The sequence below is a fragment of the Spirosoma sp. SC4-14 genome (assembly GCF_037201965.1).
In the GTDB taxonomy this organism is placed as follows: domain Bacteria; phylum Bacteroidota; class Bacteroidia; order Cytophagales; family Spirosomataceae; genus Spirosoma.
The window spans coordinates 100,287-121,490 of the sequence record NZ_CP147518.1 but is presented as its reverse complement, the minus strand read 5'-3'; the positions used below and the strand labels follow the sequence as shown (position 1 = coordinate 121,490).

Here is a 21,204-nt window from a genome sequence, read left to right as displayed (position 1 = left end):
TATAACTCAATAGATCACATTTGTTCTTAGAAAAGGCAAAACCCGCGAAAGTCTCACCACTATTCTGACGAGACTTTCGCGGGTTGGCGAAATTTCATTTTTTACGAGCTACAGATTCATCGGACACGCACATCTACCTGCGATGTGTCGTCTTCGCCATTGGCAACACCATTGCCAGGTGTAGAATCCGGATCGGGACGAGTAGCAGCCGAAATCTGCGCCGAACAAACGCCGTAGCCAACGGCAGTTGCTTTGGCTTTAAAGCGCAATGTTTTGCTGGTGTTGGGCGGTAAGCCATTAATGCCGCTGGAAACACCCCCATTGCCAACCGTAAAGTCGTCGCCCGGTACAAAGGTCTGGCCAGCAGGAAGGTAAGCAACTACATTAAGAACCAGCGCATCCAGCCCTCCAGCATTGGAAAGCGTTAGAGTATAGGTCACAATATCGTTCAATGCCGGGGTTCGGTTATCGACACTAATTTTCAGGCTAACATCCGCTTTGTTAGGATCGGGAGCAGGTTGATTACTGATCACAGCAGGTAAAGGTACCTGATTGGGATTTGGCGAAGCATAAAGACCCGATCCCGATTGTTTTGTCCGGAAGTCGAGTCCGGCTACATCGTCCTGGCCATCGCCCGTTCCTGAATTGGGCTGACTATCGGGATCGATAGAGGTTGCCTGTGCCACCTCTGCCGCATTTTGATAGGTGCCGCCAGCCGTAGGTTGTACAACAAAGCTAAACTGCTGGCTGGCACCGGCCGGCAGTGTGATGGCCTGACTAGTCAATTCTGTTCCGTTGGCAGTAAGTCCGTTGGCCGACACAAAAGACAGATTAGCTGGTAACCGATCACGAACAATCACGTTTTTAGCCCGGCCGGGGCCGTCGTTTTTCAGAACAAGACTTATTGTCATAGGCGAGTTAACATCAGGTGTTCGCTGAGATGCACCCATTGCCAGACTCAAATCGGCCGTGTTGGCCAGGATACTGGTCTGAAAAAGGTTAGAAGGCACAGCAGGCAGAAACGGTGAGGTAGCCACTACCCGTAGCTGAAAGCGGCTGCCCATACTAAGCGTATCCGGAATTTTAACCGAAATAGGGCTGGTTAAACCACTACCAAGCATGGCTTTATAATGCCCTGCCGAATCAAGAAGCTGCACCTGCCACTGGTTATCGCCCGCAAAAGAACCAAGCGTTGCAAACGCCACCTCAATGGTATCGCCCGGATAAACATAGTTGGCAATGTTGCCTGTTATGGCAAATTGTGTGGGGGTAATTGGCTGTGCATTCTGGAAAAAACTGTTGGTAAGGCTGTTGTTCCAGTTCCGGGCAAACCGCGAAAGCCCCATTCCGGCCGGAATAGAATTCGGGTTCAGATAATAGGCAGGATGAACAGCCGGTCGTATACTGTTTTTGAAATGAACATCGACTTGTCCGGCGTTCCGGTTCACGATTGTATCGTTATAGGGTCCCTGAAACACATTCAGCCCCTGCGTGTCAATCACGCGTTGTTGTTCAGTAACCACATCGGGGCGAAAATCCGTACCATCGAATGAGGCTCTAGCCACCATCCAGGGAATATTTCGCCCACCAAAGTCCTGTCTCGATTTCTGAATGACATTTACCAACCGGTCGTAATAATATGGAATGCTGGTGGTGCCATCAGGGAAACTGTATTCGGCTTCGCCCTGATGCCAAAGCACCGCCCGAATGCCCGCAATAGAGTTATAGTAGTGCAGTATGTTCTTAAGGTTAGTATATGGCTGTAAATTTGGCCAGTTCTCGACACAATAGTACCGGTTGCAGGTTGGTATACCGTTGGCCGTATTATACCAGTTTTCGGCCGTTGAGCCATCCCAGCCAGCTACATAGAACGCTACCGGAACATTATAACGGTTAACGATATAGTCGCCCAATTCGCCCCATCCCCACGAACTTTCGGCCATTGGAAAAATCCGTCTACCGGCTGTAAGCGCCTTAAATACAGGCACCGGCATTGGATCGCCTGACGAAACCAACGCCTGCGCACCGGGCGGATAGGAATGATTTATTGAATCGATAGCGTTGACCCGATCGGTATTGGTTCCCAGATCATTATCGCCAATGCCAAGCCCGCGCGAATTTGACTGCCCTGCCGTTACAAACACTTCGCCAATGCCCACGGGCTGGACGCTGGCCTGCTCAACAACTGCATTATTAACTATTGTCCGTACGGTTAACACATACCAGCCACCAGTTGCCGTTACGTACCCCAAAAAAATATTATCGGCAGGGTTGCTCTGCACCACTTGCCAGTTCGTAGCCGTTCCCTGGCCAGTAACGACCGGTGTTAGCTGAGCCTCTACCCGATCTACTGCGCCGGTGAACCTCCCCGATAAATAGATATGGCCATTGCCGTCGGCACCGCGCTGTACGACCAACCGAGCCATCGGATGCGAAAGTTGAAGTTGTGCAGTAGCGAAAAGAGGCCAGCCTATGAACAATAAGGCCCATTTCAGGAATGTAGACATGAATGATGGTATGTTCTACTGCGAAATTAAGTAGAAAGTTGATTGAGATCGAACTTTATCCGCAAGCTATGCCTGGCGAACCGCTATTATGTGAACAATTGTCCGAATCGTCGCTTTTTAGGCTGACCAATTGGCAACTCAATCTGCACACGTATTCCCTGGCCAACCTGCGTTTGCCAATTGATTTTACCATTCAGAATAGCGACCCTCGATTCTATACTTCCTATACCAAGGCCAGTACTTTTTTCGCGGACCCGGTCATAATCAAACCCATTGCCATCGTCAGAATAGGTGATGAGCAGCCGCTCGGGCTGTCCATGAATATAAAGGTCGATCTGGTGTGCATTGGCATGTTTTAGTGAGTTACTAACCAGTTCCTGCGTAATCCGATACAGCAGAACCTCCATATCTGTCGGCAAACGATCTTTTAAGGTCTTATTTGTACTGTGCCCGTCAGTAAGTAACTCCTCGGTCATTGTCTGAGGTTCGCCGGGTGCATTAACCAACGTTAGCTGCATACTGATTGAACCCGTTGCATTAATTCGGGAGAAGAGTTCTTCTACTGCCGCCACATAGCCATAGCGTTCCAGCGTTTGTGGGTTTAGTTTTCTGAGCAGATTACGGACATCGCTGATGGTAGTATTGATCAGGGCGAAGATGTTGTCTTTCAAGATTCGTATACTCGAATTATCTGCCATATCGACCTGCCCCGTAAGGCCCGTTACTTCGGCGGGCGTTTCACTGATATATTGCACCAGACGAGTTGTATAGAGCTTGAGCGTTGCCAGACGTGTACCAATTTCGTCGTGTAAATCGCGGGCAATGTCTTTCTTGACCTGTTCCTGAATGTCGTAAGCCAGCCGTAACCGATCGGCCTCCTGTTTCCGAATTGAATTTTCGCGCTGGCGAATCCACGCAAATGTTGCCAGGCCCAGCAATAAAGCCATAAGCGCATTAAAGGGAAGGGTTTGCCAGAAAGGAGGCTTAATGTGAATAGCCAGTTTTCGAATCCGACTACTCCAGTGCCCATCGCGGTTGGCGGCCTTAACCTGAAACACATAATCGCCCGGCGGCAAATTGGCATAACGAACATAATTTTTTTCGCCTGCCGATACCCATTGGTCATCATAATTGGTCAGTTGATACTGGTAGGTATTTTGACCATTACTGAAAAAATCAAGGGCGGCAAACTCCATCGATAGCGTATTCTGGCTATAGTTCAGCTCAATATGATCGGCTTCTCCTACATACCGATCCTGGGAAAAAGGCTCTTCATTAATGGCTAATGAATAAATATGTACCGTTGGACCAAACGATGAGTTGTGGTATAAATCGGGCCGAAACCGATTAAACCCGTTTACTCCGCCAAAAAACATTTCGCCATTCGCTAATCGGGCAAAGGCATTACCATTGAATTCGTTACCCTGTAAGCCATCGCTCAGGGTAAAGTTTTTGATGGTTTGTGTTGTCAGGTCAAGTCTCGAAAGCCCACGGTTGGTGCTCACCCATACATACCCCTGGGCATCTGATAAAGAGCCGTATACAAACGAGTTGGCCAACCCCTGTTGATCTGTATAGAGCTTTATCCGTCCCGAAGCAGGTTTTAACGCTGCCAGCCCACGGTCTGTTGAAAGCCACATTGTTTTCCGAATTGTATCGGGTCTGATATGCAAAACCATACTTCCTTTCAGCCCAGATCGAACCAATGTCCAGGGCGCATTCACCTTGTCGGGCACCTGGTAGCAATAATACCCGTTGAGATAGGTTCCTGCCCAAAATTGCCGGGCAACCGAGTCAAAGTATACACTAAATATGTTTTGGCTGGCCAGATCGGGCCGCTTCGACCACTTTCGGCGAGTTGTTGAAAGAGCATACAGGCCATCTTCAGTAGCCGTAATCAGCGTACTATCGTTTATGCTGACCATATTCCGCACATAATTGTCGGTAACCTGACTAAAGCCGGCGGGAAATAGAATGGATTCAAAGGATTGTGTTTTAGGCATAAATGCCATTACTCCACCCCGTATTCCAATCCATATCCGTCGTTGCGGATCGCGGTATACTGATCGCACAAGTTTATTGGCCGATTCCTGAGCCAATTGCGGGCTTGTCAGGTACCGTTGAACAATGCGATTCGTACGCGGGTCCAACACATTGATGCCATCGCCGGTTACGATCCAGAGCCGATCAAAACGTTCTTCCAGAAACCCTCGTATTGTATAACTACTCAGCTTCTGATCGGGCGGTAAGTTGTCGGCCGACTGCCGTTTGGTAAGGCCGTTGAACAGAAAGGCATCTGGTACAATACATACTAGCCCATCGGGATCAACATTGGCCCATATAATACCTAAATTGTCGGCATAAATTCTGCGTACTTCAAACTCACTTAACCGATGCAAGCCATCAATTGAATTATTAACCTGCCCAAATAGCCGCGACCGTTTATCGAAATAAACAACGCCATTATGCTGCGTACCAAGCCAAAGCTGCCCCCTCTGATCGGGAGCAATGCTATAAACCGTTCCTAGTGGCTGATTTCCCAACTTATCATAATTCAGAAACGTATTGTGCTCATAATCGAACCAGATTAGTCCGTTGCTGGTGCCAAGCCAGGCAATATGGCTGGCATCGATAAAAAAGGAAAAGATGGTTTGTTCGGAGCCAAATCGGTTATCGGGCCGATTGCTGAAATACGAAGAAACAGTTCGGGTCTGAAGATTATAGCGTATTATGCCTTTGGGTGCATGGAGCCAGATATCACCATCTACCGTTCGAACCGTTGAACTTGGCAAATCATATTCTTTGGGAGGGTGAAGGGCCGACGATAGAATGGTTTTCCGATGATTTCGGTAGTCGAACCGAACCAAGCCCTCTACATCGCTTAAATAAAGTAGTTCCGTTTTATCGGCAAAAAACGGCATTGTACGACTAACGATCGGACGCCTATCCGGGCCAGTTGCAAAAAAGCAATCAAACCGGTCGCGGGCTCGATCATATCGATTTAGCCCTTCTTCTGTGCCGACCCACAAATTGCCATCAGTATCTTCAACGATTCCGAAAATATTAATACCCCGAATAGCGCCGGGCTGCGGTACGCCATGTTCGCCAACAATGGGTCGATACGTCCGAAAATGATGCCCATCGTATCGATTAAGCCCATCCTGCGTTCCGAACCACAGGAAATTTCGGCTATCTTTCAGCATATAATAGACCGAGCCCTGCGTCAGACCGTTTTCTACACTGATATGACTAAGCCGGAAATTGGGCGAAAATGACCGAAGACCTTGCGCCCATGCACATTGATTCCACGCACCCCACAGGCACACCAGACATATGGCTGCATTGAGTAACAATCGAATCATTGGACAAAGGAAGGTTAAGACAAGCAACTGTAAATGAGGTAAGTATTTTCCGAATTTCCAAATAGGAAAGTAACGAATACTGCTTGAGTGAACTGGCTACTCCGACATCCAAAACGAGCTAACAGTTAGTTTACCACCGTAATTATCAGCCCTATATTCTTAGCAAACTACTTGCATTTACCGCATACCGAAGCGTTCTTCGTAAGAATTTACCTCCACTAAACCTCGTCAACCACTTCATATTGTATGCGTTTCATTCATCTAATCCGATTGTCGCTTATGCTCAGTTCGTCGGTAGCCGCAGCCCAGACAAATGGTTCTCTGGTTTATCCTAAAGCCCGAAAAACCGACCAAACCGATACTTATCACGGCACCACGGTAGCCGATCCTTATCGCTGGCTCGAAGACGACCGCTCGGCCGAAACCGCCGAATGGGTAAAAGCCGAAAATAAAGTTACGTTCGACTATTTGTCGCAAATTCCGTACCGGGGGCAACTTCAGCAGCGGCTCGAAGAGGTTTATAATTATCCCAAATACTCTGCTCCCCGCCGAAAAGGCGACTGGTTCTACTTCTCAAAGAACGATGGGCTGCAAAATCAATCGGTCCTGTATCGGCAAAAAGGACTCGACGGTACGCCAGAACTTGTGATCGACCCGAACAAACTGTCGACCGATGGAACGACACGGCTTGGCGTTTTTTCCCTATCTAAAAACGGGAACTATGCCGTTGTGGGCTTATCGAAAGGTGGATCTGACTGGCAGGAATACCAGATCATGGACCTGGCCACGAAGCAGTATCTGCCCGAAAAAATCGAATGGGTAAAAGTATCGGGCGCGGCCTGGCAGGGCAATGGGTTTTACTATAGCCGCTACCCGAAGCCAGAAGGCAGCGCTCTGGCATCTAAAAACGAAAATCACCAGGTATTTTACCATACACTCAACACACCCCAATCGGCCGACCGGCTCGTATACGAAGATCCAAAGAATCCGCAGCGCTTTCATATAGCCAGCACCACCGACGACGAGCGGTTTCTGCTGCTCAGTGTAAGCGATCGCGGAAAAGGGAAAGATGGCAATGCCCTATTCTATATCGATTCAAAATCGGGGTCGAACTCCTTTTCTCCGGTTATTGCAGACGTTACCGACTTCAGCTATGGCGTTGTGGATAACGACAATGATCGACTGTTGATTTTAACGAATGAGAAAGCGCCGAATAGTAAAGTAATTGCCTTTGATACAAAAAAGAAGTCATTCGCCACCCTCATTGCCGAAAAGTCTGACCCCATTGCCGAAAACAGTGTTAGCGCAGCCGGCGATAAGTTATTTGTTGAATACTCGAAGGATGTAACGTCGGTGGTGCAGGTATTCAATTATGCTGGCAAACCCGAAAGTACGGTTAAACTGCCCGCTATTGGTTCTGTAGGCGGATTTGGGGGCGAAAAAGACGATAAATTTGTATTTTACACCTTTACGTCCTTTACGTTTCCACCCACTATTTACCGCTACGATATTGCCAGCGGCAAAAGCACCGTTTTCCGAGCACCCGAGGTCGACTTCAAACCAACCGATTACGAGACAAAGCAGGTTTTTTATACCAGCAAAGACGGCACCAAAGTGCCTATGTTCCTGACCTACCGGAAGGGCCTTAAACTCGATGGCACAAACCCAACCCTGTTATATGGCTATGGCGGATTCAATATTAGTCTTCCTCCGGCATTCAGTCCATTGCGTATTCCTTTTCTCGAACAGGGTGGCGTTTATGCGCAGGCTAACCTGCGTGGAGGCAGCGAATATGGCGAAAAATGGCACGAACAGGGCATGAAGCTCAAAAAACAGAATGTGTTCGACGATTTCATTGCCGCAGCCGAATACCTGATTGCCCAGAAATACACCAGCCCGGCCAAATTGGCTATTCAGGGTGGGTCGAATGGTGGCTTACTTGTAGGAGCCGTTATGAACCAACGGCCCGATTTGTTTCGGGTGGCCATTCCGCAGGTGGGCGTTATGGATATGCTTCGTTTCCACAAATTCACAATTGGCTGGAACTGGATTGCCGATTATGGCAGCAGTGATAATGCTGAAGAATTTAAGGCATTACATGCTTATTCGCCCTTGCATAATTTGAAAGCGGGTATTAACTATCCGGCTACTTTAATTACAACTGCCGACCACGACGACCGGGTGGTTCCGGCGCATTCGTTCAAGTATGCGGCCACGTTGCAGGAGGTATATAAAGGCCCTAATCCGGTGCTGATTCGGATCGACACCAATTCGGGACATGGCGCCAGCAATACCAAAAAGAATATAGAAACAACGGCCGATATTTATTCTTTCATTCTTTGGAATATGGGCATAAAAAGCCTTCGGGAAGTAGCCAGTAATTGATAAAAAAAGGGCAGATCGAATTGTTTCGATCTGCCCTTATCACCAATGCGAATTCCTTAGAATTTAAAGGTTACCCCTAATTTAAGCGTTGCCAGACTTGAACCTAGTTCAGCAAAGCCTCCGATGTTCTCGCTGAAAAAATAACGACCACCAATGTGAATAGGCACATATACGGTACCATAATTGTCTAGATAGCCACCATATGAAAACGAAAAATATGAAAGACCTAAGCCAGCATACAAATCGGCTTTATCTGTGCCTAAATTGAGAAGTTCGTTGAAGTGATAAGAACCACGAGCACCAATATCGAATGAATGATAGCTATAAGATGCTACGCTTCCATAACTTCTATAACCGGCAACAGCACCTACGGTGATGTTTTTCGTCACACCAAAGTCGGCAGCAGCATTCAGCCCAATGCCACCTCCACCGGTGTAATACCCGTATCCGCCTACGCCGATACCGAGGTTAATAAATTTCGTGCCCTTATCAATGGCCATTTGAGCAAACGACTGAGTACTGGCCAGGAGAGCTATGACGAACAGAATCGAAAAGTGAATTTTTTTCATGTGGTACAACTGATTTATGTAAAACTGGAAACAAATTAAAGTATATTCGTTTGGCCGAGCAAATACCCCTGTTTAGGCTCTTATTAATCGGTAATAAGGCGTTTTTTTCAATAACTGCTCACCCACTTCGGCAAGAGGGCTAATCATCTGCAAATCAGATTTTTATATCTCTATTATTTCATATACTTCCCTGATTTAGCTCGTTTGTCAGTAGCTGGTTTTTACCGATGTTTGAGCAAGCGGTAAGGCGAATAATTGTGAATTTAGCAGTCATTTTTCCTATTTACCCAATAGAACAAAATGAATTTATTCGACCATTAACCTGAGGGTTTAATTACTCCTATTTATCGAAAAGCAGTACGTTCTACCAACAGGAAAGATCAAATTTTCTGGCTATAACATTCAGCCGTGATTTTAACCACTCCTATAAAATTGAGTGTTCAGATGCAACGCTTGTTGTGGCCAGCCCTCTTTGTTTGCAGAAACCTGTTGGTTTCTTCTCATAAAGGTAAACAAAAACGCCAGCCTTACTTAGACTGGCGTTTTTCGATTCGATTTGCCTTACGGTATCCCGAACAGGCAGCAATGTTCGCTTACAGTGTGCCTGGGTAAGCGCTCATCTTCTTGGCCCGGTGAAATCCCCACAAATTAGCGGCCGATATACTGATCTCAGAAACGACCTCTTTGGTTTTCATATCAATCTCCACCACTTTTCCGCCTTTACCCGTAGTATTCTCCACCTGATAGCCGGGTGCAAACACAACATGGTTCGATTGGCCTAAATACTGCACACTGCTTATAATCTGCGAATATGTTTCTAACCCTCTCTCTTTTCCATAGGCCCAGGTTTGCTGAACCGTCATTTTAACAGGGTCTATCTTGTAAGAAACAGCCCGGCTATACCGACTGGCCCCGCTATCGTATTCGCGTATGTCGCCATTATCAAATACCATTACATCGCCATTAGGCAGTTGAATATTACTGTGTTGATACCAGTTCCACTCGAAGTCAGCACTAATTTTCGAACCATCGAGTACTTCTGGATCTGTGATAGCAACACCATTGGCATCAAGCGGCTGTAATAAATACTGGTTCAGATCTTCGTCGCGCCGGTTTGTACCCCATCCTCTATGGGCTGCTAAAATCCACTTAATCTGATTTTGATAGTCCAGTTTAACAACTCCCTGATGGCGTCCCGAAACAATAATTGTATTATCGGTTGAATCGTAAACTACAGAGTTTCCATGGAACCAATCATTAGCCGTTACAAAAGGACTTGCAGATAAAGCCGTTCGCTGCTCATCGAGCGACTGTTTAAGATCCCATTCATTGAGAACTTGCCCCGATTTACGGTCTACTTCTATTACATAGTCCTCGATAGTTTCTATGCCACTAAGGCCCATGCTTCCGGGCTTAGTGGCCGTTAGTATAAAATTGCCGTCTGGCTTTTCAATAACGTTATGATGGAATAAATAGCCTTGTAAACTCCAGCTAGTAACGACCTTCCCTAACAGATCAACTTCATATACCGCAGAGCTATTAATATCCCCAAAAAAGAAATTACCATTTCTTAGTCGTTCAATGCCATCGTCATAACTAAGCGTTTTCAACTGACTGTGGTTTCGGTAGTCTAATACCCAGCGAATATCGCCATAGGCATCCATCAGGAAAGGCGTAGAGGGACTACCCGTATCCCGGTCAGAATAGTTACTGACCAGAACCAGACCTGGCGTAACCTTACTTTCATCAAAAGCACTGGCCGTAATTGCGGTTGGCATGTTAGGGGGCAAATCGCCCGTCTGAATCGTAAGCGTGCTGGCGGCTAATGTATCGCCACTGTCATTGAGTAGTCGCACATCAACAGTATTCAGATAATTTGCGTACAGGCCAATAACTGGTATGGAATGAGCAGTGCCTTTGTCATTAAAAACATTCTCAACATTGGTAATTGAACCATGTTTGCCCCGAACCCGAATGAATGTTTTACCCTCTACGGGGCCGGTGAAATTTACTAATGCAGATAATGGTGTATATCCGTAAGGATTTATAGATATGGAATCAGAAAGTACCGAAAAAGTTAGTGGGTTAGTAGGCGTAGGAATGTCGTTTGTGTTGTGCTTGCAACCAGCAACGACGAGCAAAAAAACAAATAAATATAATGCGTGTTTCATAAATTAGCGATTAAGCAATTCTTTAATCCGTACGCAAAATATTCGTTTACGTTGCAAAATTTTACACGTTTAGTCTATTTTTTCACCGTGTACTAAAATTGTATTATTCATATTTATAAGTAAAAATTACTAAACAAAAGTATACTGGTTTGCCAGATTAGCCTACCTATAAAAAGACCTCAGGCAAGACTGCCCATTAAATCTTCCTATAAAAAAATATACTTATTAACCGTGTAATTTAATGCTAATAACGGAGATAACCCATGTATAGCTGCCAGTATCAAACGTATTTTAATTAAACAGCTTTTAGCGTAGTTAATTACATTTAATAGTGATAAATAACTAAGCCTTCAGAGCCTTTTTTTGTCATATTTTTTTTATGTTAGCTCCGAACAACCACTACTTGCCCTTGTTTTTAATGGAATTGTATTGACCCTTTTTGATAAAAATTACAACCAACAAAATCTATATATTTAATAGCAAAATATTATCTCCTACGTCCCTCCCTGAATACGTTTCCCCTGCCTTGAAAGACCCAGGTGCGGCCTCGCTATTGCCTTTTATCGAAACGCTCCCTACGCTGAGCAACTGTGCAGAAACACTACAATAACTTTCGGCCCCCCACTACGTGCAATACCAATTTGGCACCAATAGCGCTATGGCTATCTACTTTACCGACTCAATGGCAATGCTTCCCCTCCCTCGTTAAACAACAGAATAAATAAAAAAAGCCCCGTTCAGGGGCTTTATGTAACCAACTTAGCTGCTGGCCTGCTCGGCAGGTTTCAACTTTTCCTTAAATACCTTTCTGAATTTGTCGAGTTTGGGGGCAATCACAAATGCGCAATAACCCTGATTCGGATTATTAGCAAAATAATTTTGGTGATAGGCCTCCGCTTCATAAAATGTACTGGCCGGACTAATTTCTGTTACGATCGGGCTATCATAGACCTCTGCTTTATTCAGTTCGTCTTTTGCAGTTTCTGCAAGACGTTTCTGCTCATCATTATGATAGAAGATGACCGAACGATATTGCGTACCAACATCAGCTCCCTGGCGGTTAAGAGTTGTAGGATCATGGCTACGGAAGAAGGCCTGTAAAAGCTCCTGATAGGTAATCATAGAGGAATCAAAGGTAACCTCCACGCATTCTGCGTGGCCAGTTGTGCCCGTGCAGACTTCTTTATAGGTCGGGTATGCTTTATGACCACCTTCGTAACCAGAAATGGCCGATACAACACCGTCCAGCGAGTTATACATCGCTTCTGTACACCAGAAACAGCCCGTCCCGAAAGTAGCTTTTTCGAGGTTTGGAGATTGATTAGCACTCATATATTCAGGTTCTTAAGCTTTTTTACGAATGCCGGGCATCTGTCAATTACAGTATATTTGGCAGCGTAACGCTTGTTATTGATAGCGATAACAACCATTTGCCTTTATTCCGGTTATCATCCTATACTGTTAACGTAACTGATTGACGTAAAGTTTGCGTTTTTATCCCGTGAAAAATTTCGACATCGACCGATTCCGCTACGACGGCGACAAGCCGTTCAAAATCAAAAAAGCGCCTACTAAAGTGGACGATATTTATGAAAACGAGTCTGAATATGAGCTGATACTTCGGAATCAGGCCGAAGAAATCGACAAATATCAGGAACGTATGTTTGCCCATAACCGCTTTGGGCTAACTGTTGTCTTTCAGGCTCTGGATGCGGCTGGTAAAGATGGCACCATTCGGCATGTCTTTACGGGTACGAACCCTGCTGGTGTACGCGTATACTCATTTAAACGGCCAACAGATCAGGAGCTAGATCATGATTTCCTGTGGCGTAGCTGGCGCGAATTACCCGAACGTGGTATGGTTGCCATTTTTAATCGCTCCTATTACGAAGAAGTATTAGTAACGAAGGTCCATCCCGAAATTCTAACCCAAAGCCAGCGCCTGCCCGAAAAAACAACGGACGATATAGACAAGCTTTTCAAACAGCGTTTCGAAGTGATTCGGGATATGGAAAAACATTTATACCGGAATGGGTTTCCGACGGTTAAATTTTATCTGCACGTTTCCAAAAAAGAACAGGCCGAGCGGCTCATTTCCCGTATTCAGGAGGCCGATAAAAACTGGAAATTCGAAGAAGGAGACGTTGAAGAACGTAAATTCTGGGATGACTATCAGGATGCCTATGAAACCTGTATCAACGAAACCGCAAAAGAACATGCGCCCTGGTACGTAATTCCCGCAGATGACAAAAAGAATATGCGCCTACTGGTTGGGCAAGTCTTAATTGAAGAACTGAAAAAAATACCAGTTTCTGAAGTAAGAACAAACGAAAATCGCTTTACTGAATTACAGAAACTAATTCCAGTCATTAACGCACAGTAGTGGTGTATTTAGTTGCACTGGCTCATGCAATGATGAAGTATATGGCAAAAATAATATTGACTCTGCTTCTTGCATGGGTAGTAGCGAGTATGCCCCTGCTGGCACAAGTATCGTTGCCGCCAAACCTCCCATCCGAAAAATTTCATCTGTACTTGCTGTCTGGGCAATCGAATATGGCTGGCCGGGGCCGGGTCGAGCCTGTTGATCAGGTCCCTCATCCGCGTGTATGGATGCTCACCCGCGACAATAAATGGGTTCCGGCAACTGATCCGATGCATTTCGACAAGCCAGACGTGATCGGAGTAGGGCCTGGTTTGACTTTTGGCAAAAAAATGGCCGAAGCCGATACGGCGGTATTCATTGGGTTAATTCCGGCTGCGGCAGGAGGATCGGCCATTGATTCGTGGCAACCGGGTGGCTACCACGACCAGACCCAAAGCCACCCATACGACGAAGCAATTGCCCGCGCCCATGCGGCTCAGCAAACCGGAACGCTACACGGTATTTTATGGCATCAGGGCGAAAGCGACAGCAAACCCGAACTGGCAAACACGTATCAGAAAAAGGTGACGCAACTAATAGAACGCTTCCGAACCGAATTTCATGACGAGCGCCTGCCTGTTGTGGTTGGTACACTGGGCGACTTTTACGTTTCGCACGTACCCGATGCCTCTCAGATCAATAGCCTATTGCGCCAACTGCCCACAATTGTTCCCTATTCGGCCTGCGTTGATGCTTCTGGCTTAACCGACAAAGGCGATCAGACTCATTTTGACACAAAATCGGCGCGGGAACTGGGAAGCCGGTATGCAGATGCCATGCTGAAACTTGAATCGGGTCGAAAAAAATAAGCCCTAAAGTTATTTCCCAAGGCTTATTGAAGCACCTTACTGAAGGCTCTTTGGTATTGAATGGGACTTTTGCCCGTTATCAGCTTAAAATACTTATTGAAGCCCGAAAACTGGTTAAAACCACTTTCATAACACACCTGAGCAATACTTAAGCGCCCTTCTATCAGTAGTTTGCAAGCCAGATTTACGCGCAACTCGATCAGAAACCAGGAATAAGATTTTCCCGTTCGCGATTTAAAATAACGGCAGAACGAATTAGGGTTCATATTGGCAACAGCCGCAATTTCGTCCAGAGAAATCTTGCGCTGATAATTAGCCGTCGAATGGGCGTATATCCGATTAATCCGGTCGTCATCGATTTCATCAAACTGAATTGGATAACTGGCGGTCGATAAAAGTTCGATTTCGTCTGACTGAGCCAGCATTGCCAGCACCCGTATGAGCGCTATGATACGATTGGTGCCCATTTCGTTCGACTCGCTGGCAAACAGCATGTCGGCAAGCAGTTGTTTGGCCTGTTCACGAGCCTCGCCAAACAAGCGAATTCCCTGCTGTGCTTTTTCCAGAAGCTGAGCGATTGCCCTGTTTTCGGGCAACAGCAGAAAAGTATCTCCCCAAAAATTCGCCAGAAAATGGACAACCGTAGCTTGCGCAAATCGGTTGTGCTGCGTACTGAAATAATCGGAATCACATTGCCAGTAATGTGGTAAGTTTGACCCAATTAGTAGTACTTCGCCGGACGCAAAATTTCGGATATTATTACCAACGAACTGGGTGCCGCTGCCAGCCTCAATATGCACTAGTTCAACCTCCGGATGATAATGCCAGCGGTTATAAAAAAAAGGAACTGTATCCTGTCTGATACTGAATGAACGCTCAGACTTCAGGGGTACTTTCAGGAGTTGTGGCCGCATAGTAGCTAAGTCGTTACCATATGCTTAACGTTACTTAGTTGTTAATATAATGGTAAAGTTAGCTAATCCAGCAACATATCCCCTTAAAAAAATTCTATTGTTTTGCGGTATAATACTGATCATATCATTCAGAGTAGCATTTCATATTGAAAGTTATGCTCGAAAATAACTACCAGGCTAAGGAGACGGTCTCACCATCGATAGGGTTTAATGCGAATTCTGCCTATTACACGTGCCGTCTACTGCTCAACGATAATAGTGTACCATCATAGGTTTTAATCAGAAAGTCCCACCCATTTGCGTGACGGCTTTCTTTTTTTATGGAGTAGATTTTAAAGATAGCCCATTATATACCAGACTCTTACCAGAATAAACTCAATACAAATAGCCCATCTGTCTGCGACAGATGGGCTATTTGTATTACTCTGCCGAAAGAACGCACCAAACGGTAGCACAAATTGGATAACCACGCGCGCCGTTCAGCGAGTTTTCTTATTTTGCCTTGCGTACATAGATATTCCCATGCATGTTTTTCATCATCATTTCGGGACCACCGCCGTTGATCTTGCCTTTCACCCACTCTTCAACCGTAACCCGATACATACCGTTCTTCTCCGAACGAGATGATTTCGGCAGGCTTTTATCGACATCAATATCAAAATCGCTGTAGATATCACCCTGATCCGATTTGAGTTTAACCGCTGCTTTTAGCGTTGCCGGAAACGTTACATCTATAGTTCCGTTCAGGGTTGAGAATGCCATCGGCACATCGTTATCGATCGTTTTAAAGCTAGCAACCAGGTTGCCATTTACCGTATTAGCGACTGCCGACCCCGAAATGTTAGATAGCTGAATGGCACCATTGACATTCGATATTTCTAAGGTACCGGTTACATTATCTACGGTAATTTCGCCATTATTAATGGTATTAAGTTTTAGCGAGCAACGTTGCGGCACTTTAATGGTCAGGTCGACCGGACGTTTCCAGGAATCGGAATGAACTTTTACCTGATTGTCTTTTTCTTCGGCACGGAGGTCCATTCCTCCAGTATTGGAAATACGCTTCATACCACTGGCGCTGGCATCGGCTTTGTCGTCCCGATCGCCCTTACGAGCCGAAGTCACGGCGTCGATTATGATGTCTTTACCCGTTGTGCCCATAACCCGGATCGAGCCATGTACCAGAGCGACATTGAGAAAAGCAGCCTTGCCAGGGTCGGTGAGCGGTACAACAATCTGTTCTTTTATGTCGCTCTGGGCAGCCAGCGGGCTAGCCCAAAACATCAATAGAGCGAATAAACCAGCCATCAAAATTCGAATAGTATGCATTGTCTTCAGGATTGTTTTTTAATGTAAATGTTTCCGTTAAATGTCTCGAACCGAAAGGTTCTGCCGCCACCGCCAATGCGTATAGCGGTGTTCTTGTTGAGTTTATAGACCGTGGTTTCGCCCCGGCGCTCCTGGTTTTTAGTGACCTGAACGGGTAGCACTTCGGCATTTGGGAAGTCGGTATAAAATTCACCCCGAAAACTTTTGAACTGAAGATCGGCCGACAGATTGGCGGGGTAACTTATCCGAATATTGCCGTTGAGCGTATAATACGATGACTTATCGGGTGGGCTAACCAAATAATTGATCACTACATCGCCGTTGATCGTGTGAGCCGTAGTAGCTCCTTTCGCATTTGCAATAGAGATTGCTCCATTAACGTTGTTTGCCTTCAGCATTCCGCTCACATCTTTTATGTCGACATCGCCCCGGTTAACGGTAGATGCGTGCAGATTCATCTGATAGGGAATTTTTATTGTAAAATTGAGGGTAAACTCATAATGAATGTTCCGGTCATGATTTCGCTCTTTCCAATCCCGGTTCGGACGCGAATCAAAGGGCTCGGCGATGTAGGCAATTATGCTATCGTTCTTTTGTTCAAACTCCAGCTTAAACTCGCGTTTACCCGTTTCAAGATCATCTTTGTCTTTGGCGGAAATGGTTTTTTCAACGTTTAATACAACTTTATCGCCCGAATAACCTTCCACTTTGATAAAGCCATTGATGTTGTAAATAGCCAGCGTACCCGTCGATGCACTGAATTCTTTACTAATGTGCTCCTTAAATTCCTGAGCACTTACCGGCGATTGGGCACAAGCGAGCACCAATCCCGCTAAACAGGGAATAATAAACGTTTTCATGATTTGAGTTTTGATTTAGGGATGCGCAAGACTAGCCTTACGACAGGGCTTTGATCGTTTCCTGAATTTTGTTTTTCACCAAATCGTTGAGGTGCTCCTGGCGAAGCATCTGTTGCAACGGCTTAATGGATCGCTTTTCCTGCAATTGCACCATCACGTCGGCCAGCGCAACCTGAACCAGTGGTGAATCCTGTCGGACCAGCGACTGTACCAGCCCTTCGCGCACCTTCGGTTCGTTGGCCAATCGGGCCAGTGCTTCGAGCGTTACCAATCGCACATTAACGTTCGGATCGTTGTTGAGTGTGGCCAATAAGGCGTCGACAACCCGATTGTTGGCCTGGCTGATTTCATCGGTATAACTCACTGCCCGAAGCCGCTCCGATGCCGACGGGTTATCAATCAGTGAAAGCAACATCATCTGTCGCATCTCCTGAACCTGCGACGAAAGCGTATCGATCTGCTGTTGATAGGCAACCGTAGAGCTATTTTGCGAAGTAAACCAATAGCCCATCAGCGCCCCCGCCCCCATCAGAAGTAAACCATAGGCTAACCGAAGTGCTGGCTGGCTTATAAAAAAAGTCCGCAGCTTTGTCAGCAAACTCTTCAGGCCATTTTCCTGCTCAGTTTGTATAGTTTCTTTATAGGCCCCGAGCATAGCCTCGAACTGCACGCGCATTTGTTTGCTGGGTTCGGGGGCCGCCAGCGAATCCATACGAAGCCAAAGCTGTTCCATGGTTTTTGCTTCCCGCTGGCAGTCGGGGCAGCTCTCCAAATGAGCTTCCAGTTCCAGCCGTTCGGCATCGGGTAGCTGGTTACTTAGCCATTCGGTAAATTGTTCGTTGGCGTTTTCACAGTTCATGCGCTTTTCGGCTGGTTTCAATAGTTAGATACATTCGTCTCAACTCGTTCATTGCCCGATAAACCCGCACTTTTATAGCTCCTTCGGTTGTGTTCAGTACTCGGGCAATTTCATCATACTTCAGCTCCTGAAACCGGCTCAGGATCAATACTTCGCGCTGATCGTTGGTTAGCATTGACAGAGCCTTGTGCAGCAAATCCCGATCCTGATCCTGCTGAAGTTGTTCATCGGCCAATACTCCGCCACCAATTCGTTCGGCCAGTTCCGTTACGTCGGCATACCTGGCCGATCGGTTCATCTGTTTCGCTTCATCGGCCAGCACGTTCCGGGCCAGGTGGTACATCCAGGTTCTGAACTCGCCTTCTCCCGTAAACGTGTGCCGGTATTTCAGCATTCGATAAAACACCGTCTGTACCATGTCTTCACTTGCTTCCGTCCGTCCCGTCATATGGAACAGAAACCCGAACAAGGGTCGGTGGTAGCGCTCGAAAAGTAAGCCCATCTTATCCAGATTGCCCGCTTTTACCTGGAGCATCAATGAATTATCGGTTAGTGCGTTCAAGCCGGTAAGATTGGATTTTACATCTTTTGGGACTGGAAACCTGACTTATAGAAGAAGGTTACAGAAAAGTTAAAAATATTTTGAGAACCCTTCCGATAAAGCAAAAGGGAACTGTGGCGAATGCCATTCGCTACCAAGAGTAGGTCAACAACAAGCTACTGACAAATGACTAATCTTTACTGGCAAACTAATTCCGGACGGCCATACCAACCCGTGGGATTATATCGTGGGTATCGTGTTGTAATAAAAGTTCGAATAGTCTTACGGTAGCTGCCGCATCGCCATGAGCACGATGGCGATTATTTAGAGGAATGTTGAGTGAGTTGCAGAGTTTTCCGAGGCTGTATGAAGGAAAGCCCGGAAATACTTTCCGGCTTGTACGGACCGTACAAAGCGTACGCCGAAGATAGTCGTGGCCTAACCACTGGAGTTCTTTCTTTACAAAATTGAAATCGAAGCTAACGTTGTGGGCAACGAAAATGGCTTCCTGAGTAATATCGATAACCTGATCGGCAACCTCAGCAAACAGCGGGGCATCCTGTACCATCTCATCCGAAATACCGGTCAAGTGTCGAATAAAAGGCGGAATGGGACATTCTGGATTCACCAGCGAATGAAAGGAGTCAACAATCTGCTGTCCATCATGCCGGAAGATAGCAATTTCAGTAAGGCGAGAGGACCCGTTTACCCCTCCTGTAGTTTCAACGTCGACAATACAATACACAAACGAGCGATTTACGGTATTCCTTTTAGGTATACAATACGGCACAAGTCCTATGCATCGGGCCGACAACCGCAATAGCATACCGTAAACAGAATAGCGATAAAAGTACGGTTTTAACGCGATGCCTGCAACGACCTGGCCTTAATTGGCTGTTTAATTAAGGCCGGACGAGCGACCACCCCTTCCCGAATAAGCCGTAGCGTATAGTCGAGTATGTAGTCGCGGTTGGTTAGCAGGTCGTCATAAGAACGCGTAACCGTAAAGTCTGGTTCTACCGTGAAACCGTTTGCCCGATCGGCCACAACCGAATGGGTTAGTTTTTTGAGCGGAATCCGAACCTGAATCCGCGAATAAGGCAGTGTAATGGTCTTAAAATGCCCGGCAAAATCGCCCCAGTATGCACTGCCACTGGCCTCACCAATAAATGTTCCAATGCCCGCATCCAGCGTTTTGGCCAGCACCGATGTCGTTGCAGAAAACGACCCTCCATTCATTAAAAAATACAGATTGCCTCTAAAAGCCGTTCGTTGCCGGGGCCGGTATCGCCGATGTGTCGAACGGCTGGCAAATCCGTCCGAGCCATTTGCCTTATACTGAAGACTGAAGTTTAGAGCCGAAAGCGGATTCCAGCGGGTAATCAGTTCGCTACGTGCAGCTCGTTTCATCTCCTCATGCTCCATTATAGTAAATGGCTTGGGGAGCCAATACTGAAGCAAACGAGCCGAGTTCAGCACAATGCCTCCTCCATTCCCCTGCACATCAACAATGAGGTTCTGTACGTTCTGATCACGAAGTTGCCGGAAAGCCCGCTTGAGTCGACGGTTAAATACCCACTGAAACGGATCTTTTTTCTTGAACCCCATAAACGTCGACACCCGCAATACAGCCGTATGAGTAGCCGAATCGACGATCCGAACCGAAAGATTGGGCCGGTAATCAATTTCATTCCGGTAGCGTCGCTGCATAGTCGATCGAAAGCTATTCAACGTCAGGCATCCTACGCGACTTTTGTGAATAAGTGTATCAGTTGCCAATCGATACGTAATGGTTATTGAGTCGGCCCAGCCATACCAGGCGGCATAATAGTCGGCAAATTGCACCAGACTCCACTGACGCCGGCCGGTCAGATTATCGCCATCGGAACCCGATCGATCGGCTTCCATTAATTCGCGATGCAGGTCAGCAATAGGATGACCATTGATGGTTAATAGTTCGGTGCCCCGGTGGAGGCTCGTATCGGCCGACACGTTATGACTGATGTAATACTGCTCGCCCACTGGCCGGATATAGAACGGAATAAACCGGGTTGTTTTACCGATAAAGTTTCTGCGGTGGTTTAAATTGGTATGGCCATCTTTAATTGCCGCGATGAGTGGACTGACATGATGATAAAATGTCAGGTAATCCATTGGGGCCGTCAGCCGATTATACAACGAATCGTATAACTGCTCCATTTCGGCTTTGGGTGTATAATACCCCATTCCAGGATGCAGCAAATCTAATTTCCGCTTCAGATAAGAAAGATCGGATCGGGCCTCACTGGCAGTAAGCTCCTGCGCCGACACAATCGGGCAGGCCAACCCGATAAAAAAGCCCAGGAAAACTAGAATTCGGCTAATTTTCATTGTCACTCGTTACGGTAGTGTTGGCATTTTTTTACGCGACTATAAATCCTACTGTGAAGATAGGGTTTTGCGTAACTATAATCAATCAAAATTGTTTAATATC

The 21,204-nt window shown here is 46.4% G+C and carries 15 protein-coding genes; 3 read left to right on the top strand and 12 right to left on the bottom strand.

What is annotated here, in order from left to right:
• Nucleotides 1–116 precede the first annotated feature (116 nt).
• Together WBJ53_RS00455 and WBJ53_RS00450 are read right to left on the bottom strand one after the other, a co-directional pair.
• Nucleotides 117–2,507 carry a sialate O-acetylesterase gene (locus WBJ53_RS00455; protein WP_338874084.1) on the bottom strand — a complete coding sequence of 797 codons (2,391 nt, stop codon included), beginning with the start codon at nt 2,505–2,507 and terminating at the stop codon, nt 117–119.
• A gap of 86 nt (nt 2,508–2,593) precedes the next feature.
• Nucleotides 2,594–5,869, bottom strand: a complete 3,276-nt coding sequence (locus tag WBJ53_RS00450) for a two-component regulator propeller domain-containing protein (RefSeq protein ID WP_338874083.1) — start codon at nt 5,867–5,869, stop codon at nt 2,594–2,596.
• 246 nt (nt 5,870–6,115) lie between these two features.
• Here WBJ53_RS00450 and WBJ53_RS00445 point away from each other — a divergent pair, with 246 nt between their 5' ends.
• Nucleotides 6,116–8,254 carry a prolyl oligopeptidase family serine peptidase gene (locus WBJ53_RS00445; RefSeq protein ID WP_338874082.1) on the top strand — a complete coding sequence of 713 codons (2,139 nt, stop codon included), beginning with the start codon at nt 6,116–6,118 and terminating at the stop codon, nt 8,252–8,254.
• A 56-nt stretch (nt 8,255–8,310) separates the two neighbouring features.
• Here WBJ53_RS00445 and WBJ53_RS00440 read toward each other — a convergent pair whose 3' ends face one another.
• The 3 genes from WBJ53_RS00440 to msrA all read right to left on the bottom strand — a co-directional run bounded on the left by WBJ53_RS00440 (nt 8,311) and on the right by msrA (nt 12,326).
• Nucleotides 8,311–8,823, bottom strand: coding sequence for a hypothetical protein (locus WBJ53_RS00440; protein WP_338874081.1), 513 nt, complete (start codon nt 8,821–8,823; stop codon nt 8,311–8,313).
• A 593-nt stretch (nt 8,824–9,416) separates the two neighbouring features.
• Nucleotides 9,417–10,994 (bottom strand): aryl-sulfate sulfotransferase, encoded by a 1,578-nt coding sequence (locus tag WBJ53_RS00435; protein WP_338874080.1) that lies wholly within the window; start codon nt 10,992–10,994, stop codon nt 9,417–9,419.
• A 759-nt stretch (nt 10,995–11,753) separates the two neighbouring features.
• Complete coding sequence (gene msrA / locus WBJ53_RS00430; RefSeq protein ID WP_338874079.1) at nt 11,754–12,326, bottom strand: peptide-methionine (S)-S-oxide reductase MsrA; 573 nt, start codon at nt 12,324–12,326, stop codon at nt 11,754–11,756.
• Between the two features lie 169 nt (nt 12,327–12,495).
• Between msrA and WBJ53_RS00425 the strand changes: the two genes are divergently transcribed.
• On the top strand, nt 12,496–13,377 hold the full coding sequence (locus WBJ53_RS00425; protein ID WP_338874078.1) for a PPK2 family polyphosphate kinase: 882 nt from the start codon (nt 12,496–12,498) through the stop codon (nt 13,375–13,377).
• A 41-nt stretch (nt 13,378–13,418) separates the two neighbouring features.
• On the top strand, nt 13,419–14,228 hold the full coding sequence (locus tag WBJ53_RS00420) for a sialate O-acetylesterase (RefSeq protein ID WP_338874077.1): 810 nt from the start codon (nt 13,419–13,421) through the stop codon (nt 14,226–14,228).
• 23 nt (nt 14,229–14,251) lie between these two features.
• Here WBJ53_RS00420 and WBJ53_RS00415 read toward each other — a convergent pair whose 3' ends face one another.
• The 7 genes from WBJ53_RS00415 to WBJ53_RS00385 form a co-directional block, all read right to left on the bottom strand.
• Entirely contained in the window at nt 14,252–15,142 is an 891-nt protein-coding gene (locus WBJ53_RS00415) for a helix-turn-helix domain-containing protein (RefSeq protein ID WP_338874076.1), read from the bottom strand.
• Nucleotides 15,143–15,634: 492 nt separating this feature from the next.
• Complete coding sequence (locus tag WBJ53_RS00410; RefSeq protein WP_338874075.1) at nt 15,635–16,471, bottom strand: DUF4097 family beta strand repeat-containing protein; 837 nt, start codon at nt 16,469–16,471, stop codon at nt 15,635–15,637.
• 5 nt (nt 16,472–16,476) lie between these two features.
• Entirely contained in the window at nt 16,477–17,331 is an 855-nt protein-coding gene (locus WBJ53_RS00405; protein ID WP_338874074.1) for a hypothetical protein, read from the bottom strand.
• Nucleotides 17,332–17,368: 37 nt separating this feature from the next.
• Complete coding sequence (locus tag WBJ53_RS00400; RefSeq protein WP_338874073.1) at nt 17,369–18,190, bottom strand: HEAT repeat domain-containing protein; 822 nt, start codon at nt 18,188–18,190, stop codon at nt 17,369–17,371.
• Nucleotides 18,180–18,725: an RNA polymerase sigma factor gene (locus WBJ53_RS00395; RefSeq protein WP_338877134.1), complete on the bottom strand. Its 546-nt coding sequence runs from the start codon at nt 18,723–18,725 to the stop codon at nt 18,180–18,182. Before WBJ53_RS00395 ends, WBJ53_RS00400 begins: the two co-directional genes overlap by 11 nt.
• 214 nt (nt 18,726–18,939) lie before the next feature.
• Nucleotides 18,940–19,476 carry an exonuclease domain-containing protein gene (locus tag WBJ53_RS00390; RefSeq protein ID WP_338874072.1) on the bottom strand — a complete coding sequence of 179 codons (537 nt, stop codon included), beginning with the start codon at nt 19,474–19,476 and terminating at the stop codon, nt 18,940–18,942.
• A 113-nt stretch (nt 19,477–19,589) separates the two neighbouring features.
• Nucleotides 19,590–21,101, bottom strand: a complete 1,512-nt coding sequence (locus tag WBJ53_RS00385) for a S41 family peptidase (protein WP_338874071.1) — start codon at nt 21,099–21,101, stop codon at nt 19,590–19,592.
• Between the last annotated feature and the right edge of the window lie 103 nt (nt 21,102–21,204).